Genomic DNA, 15,873 nt, shown 5'->3' with positions numbered 1-15,873 from the left:
CGCCAGACATGTCCGACACCACGCTCGACAAAGCCGGAGTGGGCCCCGTCGAAGGCGCCTCGCTCTATGACGTCGACAACCCGGCCCCCCTCATCGAGGCGCCGCGCAAGCGCACCTCCAAGACCCCGCGCTCGACCCGCGGCAACTTCGAGATGGCCGCATGGCTCTTCATGCGCCTGTCCGGCGTCGTCCTCGTCGTCCTGGTCCTCGGCCACCTGCTGATCCAGCTGGTGCTCGACGGCGGAGTGAGCAAGATCGGCTTCGCGTTCGTCGCCGGTCGCTGGGCCTCGCCGTTCTGGCAGGTCTGGGACCTGCTGATGCTGTGGCTCGCGATGCTGCACGGGGCCAACGGCCTGCGCACGGTCATCAACGACTACGCGGAGCGCGCCAACACGCGCCTGTGGCTCAAGGGCCTGCTGTACACCGCCACGGTGTTCACCATCCTTCTGGGCACGCTGGTGATCTTCACCTTCGACCCGAACATCCGCTAAAGCCGAGGCGAACCCAGTGAAGATTCACAAGTACGACACTGTCATCGTCGGCGCCGGCGGCGCGGGCATGCGCGCGGCCATCGAGTCGACGAAGCGCAGCCGCACCGCGGTCCTGACGAAGCTCTACCCCACCCGCTCCCACACGGGCGCGGCGCAGGGCGGCATGGCCGCCGCGCTCGCCAACGTGGAGGAGGACAACTGGGAGTGGCACACCTTCGACACGATCAAGGGCGGCGACTACCTGGTCGACCAGGACGCCGCCGAGATCCTGGCGAAGGAGGCCATCGACGCGGTCCTCGACCTGGAGAAGATGGGCCTGCCGTTCGGCCGTACGCCCAAGGGTGAGATCGACCAGCGCCGTTTCGGCGGTCACTCCCGCAACCACGGCGAGGCCCCGGTCCGCCGTGCCTGCTACTCGGGCGACCGCACCGGCCACATGATCCTCCAGACGCTCTACCAGAACTGCATCAAGGAGGGCGTGGAGTTCTTCAACGAGTTCTACGTCCTCGACCAGATCCTGGTGGAGGTCGACGGCGTCAAGAAGAGCGCGGGCGTCGTCGCCTACGAACTGGCGACCGGCGAGATCCACATCTTCCAGGCGAAGGCCGTGGTCTACGCGTCGGGCGGCACCGGCAAGTTCTTCAAGGTGACGTCGAACGCGCACACGCTGACGGGCGACGGCCAGGCGGCCTGCTACCGCCGCGGTCTGCCGCTGGAGGACATGGAGTTCTTCCAGTTCCACCCGACCGGCATCTGGCGCATGGGCATCCTTCTCACGGAGGGCGCCCGTGGTGAGGGCGGCATCCTCCGCAACAAGGACGGCGAGCGCTTCATGGAGAAGTACGCGCCGGTCATGAAGGACCTCGCGTCCCGCGACGTGGTGTCCCGCTCCATCTACACGGAGATCCGAGAGGGCCGCGGCTGCGGCCCCGAGGGCGACCACGTGTACCTGGACCTGACGCACCTCCCGCCGGAGCAGCTGGACGCCAAGCTCCCGGACATCACGGAGTTCGCTCGCACCTACCTCGGCATCGAGCCCTACACGGACCCGATCCCGATCCAGCCGACCGCGCACTACGCCATGGGCGGCATCCCGACGAACGTCGAGGGTGAGGTCCTGGCGGACAACACCACGGTGGTTCCCGGCCTGTACGCGGCGGGCGAGGTCGCCTGCGTCTCCGTCCACGGCGCCAACCGCCTGGGCACCAACTCGCTCCTGGACATCAACGTCTTCGGCAAGCGCGCGGGCGTCGCCGCCGCGGAGTACTCGGCGAAGAACGACTTCGTCGAACTCCCCGAGAACGCCGAGGAGCTCGTCGTCTCCCAGGTCGAGCGCCTGCGCGACGCCACGGGCAACGAGCGGGTCGCCGACCTCCGCAAGGAGCTGCAGGAGACCATGGACGCCAACGTCATGGTGTTCCGCACGGAGCAGACGATCAAGACGGCGGTGGAGAAGATCGCGGAGCTCCGCGAGCGCTACCTCAACGTCTCGATCCAGGACAAGGGCAAGCGTTTCAACACCGACCTCCTGGAGGCCATCGAGCTGGGCAACCTGCTCGACCTGGCCGAGGTCATGGCGCAGTCGGCCCTGGCCCGCAAGGAGTCGCGCGGCGGTCACTACCGCGAGGACTTCCCGAACCGCGACGACGTCAACTTCATGCGCCACACCATGGCGTACCGCGAGGTCGGCGACGACGGCGCCGAGTCGATCCGCCTCGACTACAAGCCTGTCGTCCAGACCCGCTACCAGCCGATGGAGCGTAAGTACTGATGGCAACCCCGACCCTCGACAAGGAAGACGCCAAGCCCGAGGCCGGCTTCGCCGACTCCCCGTACATCACGGTCACCTTCCGCATCCGCCGCTTCAACCCGGAGATCTCGGCGGACGCGACCTGGGAAGACTTCGAGATCGAGATCGACCCGAAGGAGCGTGTCCTCGACGCCCTTCACAAGATCAAGTGGGACCTGGACGGGTCGCTGACCTTCCGTCGCTCCTGCGCCCACGGCATCTGCGGCTCCGACGCCATGCGCATCAACGGCCGCAACCGCCTGGCCTGCAAGACCCTGATCAAGGACATCAACCCGTCCAAGCCGATCACGGTCGAGGCGATCAAGGGTCTGACGGTCCTGAAGGACCTGGTCGTCGACATGGACCCGTTCTTCCAGGCGTACCGCGACGTCATGCCGTTCCTGGTCACGACGGGCAACGAGCCGACGCGCGAGCGCCTGCAGTCGCCCGAGGACCGCGAGCGCTTCGACGACACCACGAAGTGCATCCTGTGCGCCGCGTGCACGTCGTCCTGCCCGGTCTTCTGGAACGACGGCCAGTACTTCGGCCCGGCGGCGATCGTCAACGCGCACCGCTTCATCTTCGACAGCCGTGACGAAGCGGGCGAGCAGCGCCTCGAAATCCTCAACGACAAGGACGGCGTGTGGCGCTGCCGCACGACGTTCAACTGCACGGACGCGTGCCCGCGAGGCATCGAGGTCACGAAGGCGATCCAGGAGGTCAAGCGCGCACTGATCACGCGCCGCTTCTGAGTACGCCTCTGGCTGTACGTGGGCCCCGTTCCCGGTTTCGCACCGGGGGCGGGGCCTTCGCCTTTACGGGAGCGGCAGTCCGGGGCGGCGGTTCACGGCGGCCAGGTCGATCTCGACGTCGAAGGGCGAGGAAAGCTTGAGCCGGTCGTGGAAGATGCCGATCAGCCCGCAGGACCGCGTGGCCGGGTCGAATTCAAAGACGTAGACGACCGGCAACCCCTTCTCCTCGTCCTGCTCGACACGCCAGAAATGCGGGACGCCTGCTCGAGCCTCGAGCCCCGCAAGTACGCCCGGCCAGCGGTACGGCGACTGGTCCTCGCGCCCGTTCCCGGATGCGGCGCTCGTGATTGCTCCCATGCGACGGAGTCTCGCCTTGCGCCTCAGAGTGCCGAGCGGGAATCCCGAAGCCTCACTCGTTCGAGTACGGTGCGGGCCACTAGGTGAAGACACACGCGTCTCAGGCCTGAGGCCCGAGACCTCAGCGAAGCCTGCGACGGCAAACGACGCCGCTACGCCGGCCACTCGGCGTCACAGAACCGGTCATCCCCGATCACACCCGGTACGGGGATTTCGCAGGGAATTGAGCCTGAATCGCTGCAATCCGCATGCCCGTTGACTTCCCGTCGACGCAAACCCGCCTGGTCTCCTCGCGAGCCCCAGAGATAGCGTTTGGTTCGCTTGCGGTCGCCGTCCTCGGCGTCATCGCGATGATCATCGGCGGACCCATCCTCGGCGCCATCGTCCTCATCGCGGCGCTTGTCGTCCTGGCCGACACCCTCCATAAATACGCCAACGGGGAAGCAGGTCTACTCGACGTCGCCTTCGCCGCCCTGGACTGCATCCCCGGCATGAAGGGCCTGACCTCCCTCCGAGGCCTCGCCAAGGGAATGAAGGGCCTCAAGAGCGGACTGAAGGGACTGAAGGCCGGACTCAAGGGGCTCGGCAAGAACGCGCCGGATGCTCTCGCCGACGGCGCCAAGGGCGCTGACAATCGAGCCGCGGACGCGGTGAACAGCAAGGGGTCCGACCCGATTGACATGGCGACCGGCTTCATGTTCCTGCCGGAGACCGATGTCGCCCTGCCCGGCTCACTGCCGCTGGCCTTCACCCGCCGAGTCTCCTCCGGCTACCGCACCGGCTGGTGGTTCGGCCCCACCTGGGCCTCGACCATCGATCAGCGCCTTGAGACCCACACCAACGGGGTGGTGTATGTCACCGAGGACGGGCTACTCCTGGGCTACCCCCACCCCGAGAGCGCACTGGAGCCGGCCCTTCCCGAGGCCGGTCCCCGTCGTCCCCTGACCCGTCTCGACGACGGCGGCTACCGCGTTGACGACCCGCTCACCGGGCATAGCCGCCGCTTCGGTGTACCTGTCGACGGCATCGCCCTGCTGGAGCGAATATCTGACCGTAACGGCAACACCGTCGACTTTGACTACGCTCTGGACGGCACTCCTCTCGCGATCCGGCACAGCGGCGGCTACCACCTCAAGCTGACGGTCACCGATGGGCGCGTCACCGCTCTGCACCTGGCAGGTGGGGGCGAAGACGGATCGGACGTCGCGCTGCGGAGGTACGAATACTCCGACAACTGCCTCACCGGGGTCGTCAACGCCAACGGCCATACTGCGAGGTTCACTTACGACGACCGGTACCGCGTCACCTCCTGGACCGATCGCAACGGCCGCAGCTACAGCTACACGTACGACTCCGAGGACCGCTGCGTCGCGGAGGGCGGTGAGGCCGGGCATAGCGCCCTCACCTTGGACTACGAAGGCACGGATCCGGCCTGGCCCCGCGCCCGGGTCACCTCCCTCACCACCGCCGAGGGCGCCGTCACGAAGTTCGTGGTCAACGACAACTGCCAGGTCGTCGCCGAGATCGACCCTCTCGGTGGTACGACCCGCACCACCTGGGACGAGCACCACCACCTGAGGTCTTGGACGGATCAGCTCGGTCACACCACGAGCAAGGCGTACGACAGCCTCGGCAGGCTCCTGGAGGTCACTCGCCCGGACGGTGCGACGGTACATCTCGCATACGACGTCCAGGGCAGCCCGATCGCCATCACCGGCCCGGACGGGCAAGTCACACGCCGGGAGTACGACGCCCGCGGCAATTGCCTCACCATCGTCAAGCCCGGCGGCGCCACGATCCGTTACACCTACGACAGCGCCGGTCACCTGTCCTCGGTCACCGACCCGACGGGCCACCTCACCCGCGTGCGGTGCGACGCGGCCGGTCTGGCCGAGCACGTCACCGATCCTCTGGGCGGTGTCACGCGATACGCCCATGACGCCTTCGGCCGAGTGGCGACCGTCACCGACCCCCTCGGCAACACGACCCGCATGGAATGGGGCACAGACGGCGAACTCCTGCGCCGGGTCGGGGCAGACGGGCAGGCGGAGGTCTGGACGTACGACCCCGAGGGCAACCGGTCGAGCCACACCGATGCCATGGGCGCGGTGACACGGTTCGAGTACACCCACTTCAACCTGCTCGCGGCGCGCACCGGACCCGACCGTGTCCGTCACACCTTTGAGTACGACCCCTCGCTGCGCCTTCTCGGTGTCAACCGACCGGACGGGCGACGCTGGAGTTACGCGTACGACATCGCGGGCCGGCTCCTCTCCGAGACGGACTTCGACGGTCGCACACAGACGTACGGCCACGACGCCAAGGGCCAGGTCATCCTGCGGACCAATGCCGTCGGGCAGACCGTCGGCATGACCCGTGATGTGTTCGGGCGCATGGTCACCAAGGACGCGGACGGCGCCGTCAGTACGTACACCTACGACCTGTCCGACCGGCTCTGCGCAGCCGAGGGCCCCGACGCGAGCGTGACGCTGCACCGGGACGCGCAGGGCCGCCTCGTCTCCGAGACCGTCAACGGGCGAACGCTCACCTTCGCCCACGACGCCGCGGGCCGGACCCTGAACCGCACCACCCCAACCGGCGCGACCAGCACCTGGAGCTACGACGGGCGGGGTGACCGCACGCGAGTGAGCACCGCGGGCCGGACCCTGGATTTCGGCTACGACGCCGCGGGGCGACTACTCGCGCTCGACGTCGACGACACCCTGTCACTGACCCAGGCCTACGACGGTCCCGGCAGGATCACTGCCCAGTCGATCACCACCGGCGGCGGGCACACCATTCGTGACCGCTCCTACCGCTACCGCGCCGACGGACACCTCACCGGTATCGACGGCAAGGACGGTCTGAGCCGAACGTACGAGCGTGACGCGGCCGGCCGCGTCACCGCCGTCCGAGCAGAAGGCTGGAGCGAGTCGTACGCCTACGACGACGACGGCACGCAAGCGACCGCCGACTGGCCGAGCAGGCACCCCGGACAGACAGCAGCGGGGCGACGCGTCTCCGAGGGCACCCGGTTGCTCCGGGCCGGCGGCACCCGATACGGCTACGACGACCAGGGACGAGTGGTGCGCCGCCACCGACGCCGCCTCTCCCGCAAGCCGGAGACCTGGACGTACACCTGGGACGCGGAGGACCGGCTCACCTCGGTCCGCACCCCGGACGGCACGCTGTGGAGGTACCGCTACGACCCGATGGGGCGCCGGATCTCCAAGCAGCGACTCGGCGCGGACGGCACGACCGTTGTGGAACAGACCGACTTCACCTGGGACGGCACGACCCTCTGCGAGCAACTCACCACCGATCACTCGCGCCTGCACGCCGTAGCACTGACCTGGGAGCACGACGGTCTGCGCCCCATCGCACAGACCGAACGAATCCTCACTGCCACCAGCGAGGAAATCGACGCACGGTTTTTCGCCATCGCCACCGATCTCGCGGGCGCTCCCACCGAACTTATCGACGAGGACGGCCATATCGCCTGGCACGGCCGGTGCACCCTGTGGGGTATCACCGCCTGGCGGGACGGAAACAGCGCTTACACACCGCTGCGCTTCCCCGGACAGTACTTCGACCCCGAGACGGGTCTGCACTACAACGTCCACCGTTATTACGACCCGGAGACGGGTCGCTACGCCACCCCCGACCCTCTGGGCCTGGGGCCCGCCCCCAACCCCTTCCGTTACGTCGTCGATCCTCTGCTCCGTTGCGACCCGCTCGGTCTCTACGAGATGGGCAAACCGGACCCCGCGAGCCAACAGGGCAACCTGCCAGTTCTCGCCGACAAGATCGCCGCACACGGAGACATCAACAAGCGAGGAATTCCAGGAGTCGACGATCGGGATGTAGCGGAGCATTTGGAGAACATGATGACCGGCGCTCCTGGTATCCGCATGCGCAGCACCACATCGGGGAATCCCCGTTTCGCCTGGTGGGACGATGCGAGCGGGACGATGCTGATCCGCGAGGGGGACAATGGAACGTTCATGCAGCCCAGCGGCGGTTACGAGTATTTCCTGAAGCAACTAAAGGAGTGAGTGGGTTGGAGAGCGTGTTCTGGGCGGCGCCCGAAAGCAGGTCTGCGTGGGTCGGCCTGTCAGGCCCGGTGCTGAATGCCATCGCACGTTATGACGTGGAGCGGCTGGAGGCGGAACGGTCAGGACTCGCGCCGAAGGCACGGGAATCCATGACCGAGCCTGTCTACTCGGTGGCCCATCTGTTCGCCTCCTGGGAACGTCTGGTGCGCCGTCTGGAACCGGGTTGGTCGAGCGAGGATTTCTATCCCGTCAGCGCCTATAGCAACGACCTGGACTCACGTGACTCCCTTGAGGATGTGATGAGGAATTCCTTGCCGGCCGAGGCGCGCGAGGGCGCGTTGGGTCGGCTCCTAGCGCGGCTGGACTCGCGTTTCCGTGCCGAGACCGTCCCGGACCCGGAACTCTCCTTGCGCCCCTGGGTGCGTCCCACGAAGGAGAAGCCCGAGGCCGAACTCGGGGAATGGTGGAAACGCAAGCCGGTGCGCGAGCCCTGGGATTGAGTGAAGCGAGTGCTCCGGCGACGGGTCCGTCAACCGCTGGTCCGGGCGGGTGAGAACGGGGTCCACGCATCCAACAACCTGTGACGGTACGACTAAATTCGGACATAACGATCTACGCTGGCGGAATGTCAGACAACCACTCGGTCGGCCTGTCCGTTGAGCAGCCCGTTCGTCAATCCGTTGACCAGTCGGCCGAAGACCGGTCGATCGAGTTGCTCGGCTTCGACAACGTCCTGTTTCCCGTCGGCGACCTCGGTGAGGCCGTCGCCTTCTACGAGCGTGCCGGGTTTCCCGTGACGCACCGGATCGACGAGATCGGGCTCGCGATCCTGAAGGTGGGCAAGGAGACGCCCGGGATTCTGTTGCGGGTGGAGGAGGGGGTCGAGCATCGGCCCACCGCGTGGGCCATGCCGCGGGTGTGGCTTGAGGTGGGGGACGCCCGGGCCGCCGGGCGGGCACTGGAGGCCGCCGGGATCAAGGCGCTCGCGCCGCCCGCCTCCGTGGCCACCGGGTGGACCGTCGAGGTCGCCGACCCCTGGGGGAACGTCATCGGGTTCACCGACTACCGCAAGCGGCCCGAGCTGGCGCGGAGTTGAGCCAGGGGGCGCGCGTCAGCCTTAGCGCGCCCCGCCGTCCGCCTCCGCCGCTCCCATCATGATTCGGCGCAGCATCCCCGAGAAGCGCCCGCTCCCGCTCGCGGCGGACGCATGGGGCACGGCGGCCCCTCTGCGGATCGCGGCGGCCGTGGTGGGGCTCGCGTGCGCGGGGACGGCGGCCGTACCGGGTGTGCGCCGCTTCGAGGCGCACACCACCACCGCCGCCACCACCCCTCAGGCCGCTCCCGGCGACACCCCCGGCGACACCGGCCGCTCGAAGAACGTCTCCAGCGACACCGTCGCCTGAGTCCCGCTCACCCCGTCGATCGCGTACAGCCGCCGCAGCACGTCCTGGAGTTGCTCCGTCGTCCCCGTGCGGACCTTCACCAGGACGCTGGCCGCGCCCGCGATGACGTGCGCTTCCTGGATCTCGGGGATCGCGGCGAAGTCCGCCGCGCGGTCCCCCATCCACGCCGTCGAGTCGACCATGACGAAGGCGAGCACGCCCTGGCCCACGGCCGCCGGGTCGACGTCGATCGTCGTACGGCGGATCACCCCGCGCTCACGCAGCTTGCGTACGCGCTCGTGGGTCGCGCCCGCCGAGAGCCCCACCGCCTTGCCCAGGGTCGCGTAGGGCTGGGCGGCGTCCTCCTGCAGCAGTGCGAGCAGCGCGCGGTCGGTGTCGTCCATCAGTTGCGAACCCGCCATCCGTTCATGGTCCTGCCATCCGTTCGTGGTCCCGCCGTCCGTTCATCAGCTCTTGACGCACACCATACCTCGTACTGCAATATCATCTCGCTACCGAATGATGTTCACTCATTGCGTGAGACAGGGGTCGTTATGTCTTCCCAGAAAGTCCCTACGTCGTACGAGGTTCTGGACGAGCGCTTCCGCACGGGGCGGTGCGCCAACGGGGACGCCAAGCTGGAGGTGCTGTACGACGACTGCCGGTGGGCGGAAGGGCCGCTCTATCTGCCCGCCTGGCGCCAGCTCATCTGGAGCGACATCCCCAACGACCGGCTGCTGCGCTGGGATGAGACGACCGGCGCCGTCGGGGTCTTCCGGTCGTCCGCCGGGTACGTGAACGGCAACACCCTCGACCGCGAGGGCCGCCTGATCTGCTGCGAGCAGGGCAACCGGCGCGTGACCCGTACCGAACACGACGGCCGCGTCACGGTTCTCGCCGACCGCTTCGAGGGCAAGCGGTTCAACAGCCCGAACGACGCCGTGGTCCGTTCGGACGGGTCGATCTGGTTCTCCGACCCGGACTTCGGGATCACCAGCGACTACGAAGGGCATCGCGCGGCCCCCGAGATCGGTGGTTGTCACGTCTACCGGATCGACCCCGTGACCGGCGACGTGCGCATCGTCGCCGACGGCTTCGACGGACCGAACGGCCTCGTTTTCTCGCCCGACGAGCGGCAGTTGTACGTGTCCGACTCGCGCGCGTCGAGAATCCGGGTCCTCGACGTGAGCGAGGACGGGACGGCCCTCACGGACGGCGCCGTCTTCGCCGAGTCGAAGGCCGGCTTCGACAACATCCGCTTCGACGACGAAGGCCGGCTGTGGGCCGCCGCCTTCCACGAGGGGGTGCACTGCTACGACCCCGACGGCACCCTCATCGGGCGGCTCACCGTCCCCGAGGCCGTCTCCAACATCGCTTTCGGCGGGCCGAGGAACAACCGGCTCTTCATCACGGCCACGACCTCGCTCTACTCGCTCGTGATGTCGGTGACCGGACTGCCGAGGGTCCGTGCCGTGCGCCCCTGATCCACCGGCTAGTTCACCGCGTCCACGCCCCCACCGGCTAGTTCACCGTGTCCATCTCCCCCGCCACCAGCTCCACGTCGTACACCAGTGGCTCGTCCGCGACCATGAGGTGCCGTGCGCGGGACACGTGGCCGGGGGCCGTGACGGCCAGCAGGTAGGCGCCCGCCGACGGGGCCGCGACGATGTACGAGCCGTCCGCGAGGGAGGTCACGCGGTCCAGCTGGCTGCCTCCTTTGGAGAGGAGGGTCAGCGTCGCACCCTCCACCGGGTCGCCCTCCGCTGTGCGGATGAAACCGTGCACTACGGAGCCACCACCTTCGCCCTCCGGCTCCCCCACGCGCGCGTGGGGGACGGGTGAGTGGGGGACGGACGAGTGGAGGGCGGGCGAGTGCGGCGCGGGCGTCGGCTCGGCCTCCTCTTCCCGCGGCTCCACCGCCAGGTGCGGAAGGCGCTTCTCCAGGCCCGCGGGGAGCCACCAGTTGGCACGGCCGAGCAGGTGCATCGCGGCCGGGACGAGGGCCGTGCGCAGGATGAACGCGTCCAGGGCGACCGCCGCGGCCAGACCGATGCCCGCCATCGCGCCCTCCATGTCGCCGCTCAGGACGAACGCGGAAAAGACGCAGATCATGATCAGCGCCGCGCAGTTGATGACCCTGCTCGTCTCGGCGAGGCCCACCCGCACCGCGCGGGCGTTGTCCTTGGTGTGCACCCATTCCTCGTGCATGCGGCTCACCAGGAACACCTGGTAGTCCATCGAGAGCCCGAAGAGCAGCGACAGCATGATGACGGGCAGGAAGGCGGTGATCGGGCCCTCCTTGCCGATGCCCAGGAGTTCCGTGCCCCAGCCCCACTGGAAGACCGCCACCAGCACACCGAAGGATGCCGCCGCCGCGATCAGGTTCATCAGGGCCGCCGTCAGCGGCACCACCAGCGAGCGGAACGCGACCAGCAGCAGGAGGAAGCCGAGCGTGATGATCGCTCCTACGAAGTAGGGCAGTCGATCGCCGGTCACCGCCGCGAAGTCCTTGAAGACCGCGGTGACACCGCCTACATGGGCGTCGACTCCGGCCTGCGGAATCACGTCTCCCCGTAGACGGTCGATGAGCTGGTCCGTCTCCTCGGACTGGGGGGAGGTCGTCGGGACCACGTTGATGACCGACACACCGTTCGCGGGCGGGGCGGCCGCCACCCTCGCGACGCCCTCCGTCTCGCGGATGGTCGCCACCAGGTTCCCGGTGCCGGCTTGATCGGCCACTACTTGGAGGGGGCCGTTGAATCCGGGACCGAATCCGTCGGCCAGCAGGTCGTACGCCTGCCGGGTCGTCGTCGACTCCTGGTGGTTGCCCTGGTCGGTCGCGCCGAGCCGCAAGGAGAGCAACGGCAGCGCGAGGAAGGCCATCACCACGAAGGCGAGCGCCGCGATCGAACGCGGCCGCTTCTGTACGTACGAGGACCAGCGCGCCGCGAGGCCGCTCGCCTCGGCGGGCTCCGGTCCCGTGGCGGCGAGGTGGCGCCGCTGCCTGCGACTGAGCACCCGGGGGCCAAGGAGTCCGAGGAGCGAGGGCAGCAGGGTGATGGCCGCGAGGACGCTCAGGACCACCGTCAGGGACGCCGCGATGACCACGCCGTCCAGGAAGCGCATGTTCATCACCAGCATCCCGGCGAGCGCGATGCACACCGTGCCGCCCGCGAAGAGCACGGCGCGGCCGGAGGTGTTCAGGGCCTGCACCGCGGACTCCTCGGGGTCCATGCCGCGCAGGATGCCGCGCCGGTGCCGGGTGACGATGAAGAGGGCGTAGTCGATGCCGACGCCCAGGCCGATCAGCGAGCCGAGCAGCGGGGCCACTTCGGGGATGTCGGTGACGTGGCTGAGCAGCATCGTGGAGAGCATGCCGAGGCCCACTCCGAAGACGGCGATGACGATGGGCAGGGCCATCGCGAAGAGCGAACCGAAGGCCAGGAAGAGCACGACGGCCGCGGCCGCGATGCCGACCATCTCGGCGATGCCGGTGGGCGGCTCCTGGATGCGGGTGATCGCCTGGCCGCCCAGTTCGACCTGCAGACCGGAGCGTTCGGCCTGCGGGCCGGCGCGTTCGGCGTTCTGAGCCGTGTCCACGACGTCCTGCACGAGCTCCTTGGGGACCGAGTTCGCCTCCTCGGCGAAGGTCACCTGCGCGTAGGCGATGCGCCCGTCCGCGCTGATCTGGGCCGCGCCCGCCCGCTCGGAGGCGTACGGGCTGGCGACCTCGCCGACGCCCTTCATGCCGGCGATCTCCTTGAGCGCCGGCTCGACACGGGAACGTACGTCCGCGTCACGGGCCGAGGCTCCCTCGTCGACGCGCCAGACGACCGTGTCGGTGTCTCCGGCGCTCTCCGGGAAGGCCTTCGTCATCAGGTCGTACGCGCGCTTGGAATCGGTGTCCGGCAGGGAGAACACATTCGAGTAGTTCGTTCCCGCCGATGCCCCCGCGGCCCCCAGGCCGAACAGAGCCCCCACCCACAGCACAAGGACCACCAGACGGTGCCGATAGCACCACCGTGCCAATGCCGCCACGATCCACTCCTCCTCCGCGTTCGCCAGGTCCCCCGGGTCCGTGCCTCAGGAGCCTCAGCATCGGCGCCACCACGCCGCGAAGGCGCCGCGCGGCCATGATTCTCAAGTAACTCCAAGGCACGGACCGGGTCTTCGTACAACGCCCGCGCCGATACTGAGGTCATGAGCCACGCCGAAGGCCAGCAGGGAACTGATGTCGGAGTGCGTACCGGGCCGGAGGGACGCGGTGGCCCCGGCGGTCCCGGCGCCGGGGCCACCGTGCTCGTCGTCGAGGACGAGCCGAGCATCGCCGACGTGCTCGCCATCGCCCTGCGCTACCACCGCTTCGACGTGATGGTGGCGGGCACCGTCCACGAGGCCCTCGCGCTCGCCGGGCGCACCCGGCCCGACGTGGCGCTGCTCGACGTGATGCTGCCGGACGGCGACGGCCGCGCCCTGGCCGGGGAACTGCGGGCCCGGTGCCCCGAGGCGGCCCTGCTCTTCGTGACGGCCCGCGACGCGCCCGCGGAGGTCGTGGGCGCCCTCGGTCTCGGCGACGACTACATCACCAAGCCGTTCAACATCGACGAGGTCATCGCCCGCATCGGAGCGGTCCTGCGCCGCACCAGGGCGGGCGACGTGCTCCCCCAGCGGCCACCGCTGCGCTACGGAGACCTGGAGTTGGACGAGACGGCCTACGTGGTGCGCCGCGCCGGCCGCACAGCGCAGCTCACACCCACGGAGTACGCCCTGCTGCGCTTCCTTGTGCGCAACGGCGGCCGGGTGGTGCCCAAGGAGCAGCTCCTGCGCCACGTCTGGCAGTACGAGCATCCCGCCGAGTCGACCGTCGTGGAGACCTACATCAGTTATCTGCGGCGCAAGCTGGACGCGCTCGGCCCACCGGTGATCACGACCCGGCGGGGTGTGGGATACGGCCTCGCATGAGGCGTGCGCACCGCGGCATGAGTTCGCTGCGCGCCAAGCTCACATGGGTGAACGTGGCACTCCTCGCCCTCGGCGTCATCGTGGCGACCGGTGTGAGCGTCATGGGCATGCGCCACTACCTGCTCGACAACGTGGACGCCGACCTGACGCAGTCGCGCGACTCGCTCCTGAACACCGGGCTCACCATGAAGGAGATCGAACGGCTCAGCGAACTGGGCATCGCCCTCGACAAGCTCTCCCCCGGCGGCAAGGAGCGTGCGAGCGCCCTGCCGCGCGGCAACACCGTGTTCGTGGCGGTGGACGAGCGGGGCGAGCCCGTCGCCATCGGCGCGCTCGCCCCGACCGCGCGCCAGCGCGCCCTGGCCGCCGCCGCCGACGACGCCGAGGAGGTCGCCGACCGTTCCGAGCCGCAGGACATCATCCTGGACGGTGACGCCCACCGCATGGTGGGCGCGAAGCTCGCCGACGGCACGACGGTCCTGATGGCCGCGGACACGCAGGACGTGGAATCGGGCGTCAGGAAGGCGCTCAAGCTCGACGCCGCCTTCGGAGTGGTCCTGTTGGGGCTGCTCGCCGTCCTGACGATGATCTCGGCGCATCACCGGCTGCGGCCTCTGGAGGACATGGTCGAGACCGCGTCCGCCATCGCCGAGGGCGACCTCACCCGGCGCGTCCCGTCGAGCCGCGCCCCGGTGACGGAGACCGAACAGCTGCGCCTGGCCCTCAACTCCATGCTGCACCAGGTGGAGTCCGCCTTCGAGACCCGCGAACGCAGCTCGGCACAGCTGCGCCGCTTCGTGGCCGATGCCTCGCACGAGCTGCGTACGCCCTTGTCGGCGATCCGCGGCTACTTGCAGCTGTACGACAAGGGGATGCTCCGTGACCCGGCGGAGCGCACGCGCGCGTGGAGCCGCGTCATCGCCGAGACCGACCGGATGGGACACCTGGTCGACGAGCTGCTCACCCTGGCCCGCCTCGACCAGCAGCCGGAACTGCGCTTCATGAACGTCGACCTGAGCCGTCTCGTACGGGATGCCGCCGACGATCTGCGGGTGCAGGAGCCGGAGCGTCCGCTCACGGTCCGCGCCGAGGGGGCGGTACTGATCCGCGCGGACGAGTCGGGGATGCGCCAGGTGCTCGGCAATCTGCTTGCCAACGTACGGGTCCACACGCCGGCCGACGCCCCGGTCACGCTGGGCGTGGAGCGGCAGGACGGGGTGGTGCGGCTGCGCGTGGCCGACCGGGGGCCGGGCCTCGCGGAGGCGGACGCGGCACGCGTGTTCGACCGGTTCTTTCGCGCGGGCGGGGGTGCGGGCAGTGGGCTGGGGATGGCGATCGTGCAGGGGGTCGTCGCGGCGCACGGCGGCGAGGTGGGGGTGGAGACGGCGCCGGGGGCGGGGCTCACGGTGACGGTCACGTTGCCTGCGCGGGCGGGCGGTTGAGGTGGGTGGGCGATTGAGGTGGGTGGGCGATTGAGACGGGCGGACGGTTGAGGTGGGCGGACGGTTGAGGCGGGCGGGGCAGGGTGGGGCCTCGGCTCAGAGAGGGGCGTAAGGCCGCTCAGGGGGCGCCTCAGGCCCGTACAAGGGCCCACACCGTCTTCCCGTGCCGCCCCCGTTGCCAGACGCCCCACGCCTCGGCCAGCGCGTCGAGCAGGCGCAGGCCGCGGCCGCCCTCCTCCAGGGGCCCCGCCTCCCGCAGCTCCGGTCTCGTCGGGCTCTCGTCGGACACTTCTATGAAGCAGTCTCCGTCGGCGAGCACCGTGACGGCGACCTCGAACTCCCGGTCGTGGACCAGGCCGTGGCACACCGCGTTCGTCACGAGCTCCGACACGAGGAGCACGGCGTCATGCAGCGCCGCGCTCTCCTCCTTGTGTCCCCAGGCAGCGAGATGATCATGGACGCGGAGCCGGGCGAGCGATACGGATGCCGGATGCGGAGGCAGCCGGAAAGCCTGTCGTCGCAACAATGTTCCCCCTATGGCACACCGAAACGCCAAGAACCGCACACACTTCCGACACTTAATGCTGCGCAGAGGTAGTGCCCGGTGTCACACCGTCACCCTATGGCCCGGCCTTATCCGGCC

The 15,873-nt window shown here is 68.9% G+C and carries 14 protein-coding genes; 10 read left to right on the top strand and 4 right to left on the bottom strand.

Annotation, left to right across the window (positions count from 1 at the left end):
- Nucleotides 1–8: 8 nt before the first annotated feature.
- Genes ACWFRU_RS15380 through ACWFRU_RS15370 form a run of 3 tightly spaced genes read left to right on the top strand, consistent with a single transcriptional unit; the run spans nucleotide 9 to nucleotide 3,032 of the window.
- Nucleotides 9–491, top strand: coding sequence for a succinate dehydrogenase hydrophobic membrane anchor subunit (locus ACWFRU_RS15380; protein WP_351172835.1), 483 nt, complete (start codon nucleotides 9–11; stop codon nucleotides 489–491).
- A 16-nt stretch (nucleotides 492–507) separates the two neighbouring features.
- Nucleotides 508–2,262 (top strand): succinate dehydrogenase flavoprotein subunit, encoded by a 1,755-nt coding sequence (gene sdhA / locus ACWFRU_RS15375; protein WP_453687103.1) that lies wholly within the window; start codon nucleotides 508–510, stop codon nucleotides 2,260–2,262.
- Nucleotides 2,262–3,032 carry a succinate dehydrogenase iron-sulfur subunit gene (locus ACWFRU_RS15370; protein WP_365823312.1) on the top strand — a complete coding sequence of 257 codons (771 nt, stop codon included), beginning with the start codon at nucleotides 2,262–2,264 and terminating at the stop codon, nucleotides 3,030–3,032. Before sdhA ends, ACWFRU_RS15370 begins: the two co-directional genes overlap by 1 nt.
- 63 nt (nucleotides 3,033–3,095) lie before the next feature.
- Here the strand turns inward: ACWFRU_RS15370 and ACWFRU_RS15365 are convergent, their stop codons facing one another.
- Nucleotides 3,096–3,389 carry a hypothetical protein gene (locus ACWFRU_RS15365; protein ID WP_453687101.1) on the bottom strand — a complete coding sequence of 98 codons (294 nt, stop codon included), beginning with the start codon at nucleotides 3,387–3,389 and terminating at the stop codon, nucleotides 3,096–3,098.
- Between the two features lie 248 nt (nucleotides 3,390–3,637).
- Between ACWFRU_RS15365 and ACWFRU_RS15360 the strand changes: the two genes are divergently transcribed.
- The 4 genes from ACWFRU_RS15360 (at nucleotide 3,638) to ACWFRU_RS15345 (ending at nucleotide 8,847) form a co-directional block, all read left to right on the top strand.
- Entirely contained in the window at nucleotides 3,638–7,444 is a 3,807-nt protein-coding gene (locus ACWFRU_RS15360) for an RHS repeat-associated core domain-containing protein (protein ID WP_453687099.1), read from the top strand.
- A gap of 5 nt (nucleotides 7,445–7,449) precedes the next feature.
- The gene (locus ACWFRU_RS15355; protein ID WP_453687097.1) at nucleotides 7,450–7,944 is read left to right on the top strand and encodes a hypothetical protein; all 495 of its coding nucleotides are present in this window, start codon (nucleotides 7,450–7,452) and stop codon (nucleotides 7,942–7,944) included.
- Nucleotides 7,945–8,069: 125 nt separating this feature from the next.
- Nucleotides 8,070–8,540, top strand: coding sequence for a VOC family protein (locus ACWFRU_RS15350; protein ID WP_453687095.1), 471 nt, complete (start codon nucleotides 8,070–8,072; stop codon nucleotides 8,538–8,540).
- A 58-nt stretch (nucleotides 8,541–8,598) separates the two neighbouring features.
- Nucleotides 8,599–8,847, top strand: a complete 249-nt coding sequence (locus tag ACWFRU_RS15345; protein WP_453687093.1) for a hypothetical protein — start codon at nucleotides 8,599–8,601, stop codon at nucleotides 8,845–8,847.
- On the opposite strand, the gene ACWFRU_RS15340 is transcribed toward ACWFRU_RS15345, so the two are convergent.
- On the bottom strand, nucleotides 8,775–9,230 hold the full coding sequence (locus tag ACWFRU_RS15340) for an Lrp/AsnC family transcriptional regulator (protein WP_453687598.1): 456 nt from the start codon (nucleotides 9,228–9,230) through the stop codon (nucleotides 8,775–8,777). The two genes, ACWFRU_RS15345 and ACWFRU_RS15340, sit on opposite strands and share 73 nt — an antisense overlap.
- 150 nt (nucleotides 9,231–9,380) lie before the next feature.
- Here ACWFRU_RS15340 and ACWFRU_RS15335 point away from each other — a divergent pair, with 150 nt between their 5' ends.
- Complete coding sequence (locus ACWFRU_RS15335) at nucleotides 9,381–10,310, top strand: SMP-30/gluconolactonase/LRE family protein (RefSeq protein ID WP_453687091.1); 930 nt, start codon at nucleotides 9,381–9,383, stop codon at nucleotides 10,308–10,310.
- 37 nt (nucleotides 10,311–10,347) lie between these two features.
- Here the strand turns inward: ACWFRU_RS15335 and ACWFRU_RS15330 are convergent, their stop codons facing one another.
- Complete coding sequence (locus ACWFRU_RS15330; RefSeq protein ID WP_453687596.1) at nucleotides 10,348–12,855, bottom strand: MMPL family transporter; 2,508 nt, start codon at nucleotides 12,853–12,855, stop codon at nucleotides 10,348–10,350.
- A 267-nt stretch (nucleotides 12,856–13,122) separates the two neighbouring features.
- Here ACWFRU_RS15330 and ACWFRU_RS15325 point away from each other — a divergent pair, with 267 nt between their 5' ends.
- Together ACWFRU_RS15325 and ACWFRU_RS15320 are read left to right on the top strand one after the other, a co-directional pair.
- The gene (locus ACWFRU_RS15325) at nucleotides 13,123–13,788 is read left to right on the top strand and encodes a response regulator transcription factor (RefSeq protein ID WP_453687594.1); all 666 of its coding nucleotides are present in this window, start codon (nucleotides 13,123–13,125) and stop codon (nucleotides 13,786–13,788) included.
- Entirely contained in the window at nucleotides 13,785–15,230 is a 1,446-nt protein-coding gene (locus ACWFRU_RS15320) for a sensor histidine kinase (protein ID WP_453687089.1), read from the top strand. Before ACWFRU_RS15325 ends, ACWFRU_RS15320 begins: the two co-directional genes overlap by 4 nt.
- 130 nt (nucleotides 15,231–15,360) lie before the next feature.
- Here the strand turns inward: ACWFRU_RS15320 and ACWFRU_RS15315 are convergent, their stop codons facing one another.
- Complete coding sequence (locus ACWFRU_RS15315) at nucleotides 15,361–15,756, bottom strand: ATP-binding protein (RefSeq protein ID WP_363208830.1); 396 nt, start codon at nucleotides 15,754–15,756, stop codon at nucleotides 15,361–15,363.
- Nucleotides 15,757–15,873: the final 117 nt, after the last annotated feature.

Source organism: Streptomyces sp. NPDC055099, assembly GCF_053607685.1.
Note: the sequence above shows the minus strand (reverse complement) of the source record. Positions and strands in the feature narration are given on the sequence as shown.

Coding starts and splice junctions, on each gene's coding strand:
- ACWFRU_RS15380 (WP_351172835.1), top strand. CDS start 9: ATGTCCGACACCACGCTCGACAAAGCCGGAGTGGGCCCCGTCGAAGGC.
- ACWFRU_RS15370 (WP_365823312.1), top strand. CDS start 2,262: ATGGCAACCCCGACCCTCGACAAGGAAGACGCCAAGCCCGAGGCCGGC.
- ACWFRU_RS15365 (WP_453687101.1), bottom strand. CDS start 3,389: ATGGGAGCAATCACGAGCGCCGCATCCGGGAACGGGCGCGAGGACCAG.
- ACWFRU_RS15360 (WP_453687099.1), top strand. CDS start 3,638: ATGCCCGTTGACTTCCCGTCGACGCAAACCCGCCTGGTCTCCTCGCGA.
- ACWFRU_RS15350 (WP_453687095.1), top strand. CDS start 8,070: ATGTCAGACAACCACTCGGTCGGCCTGTCCGTTGAGCAGCCCGTTCGT.
- ACWFRU_RS15345 (WP_453687093.1), top strand. CDS start 8,599: ATGATTCGGCGCAGCATCCCCGAGAAGCGCCCGCTCCCGCTCGCGGCG.
- ACWFRU_RS15340 (WP_453687598.1), bottom strand. CDS start 9,230: ATGGACGACACCGACCGCGCGCTGCTCGCACTGCTGCAGGAGGACGCC.
- ACWFRU_RS15335 (WP_453687091.1), top strand. CDS start 9,381: ATGTCTTCCCAGAAAGTCCCTACGTCGTACGAGGTTCTGGACGAGCGC.
- ACWFRU_RS15320 (WP_453687089.1), top strand. CDS start 13,785: ATGAGGCGTGCGCACCGCGGCATGAGTTCGCTGCGCGCCAAGCTCACA.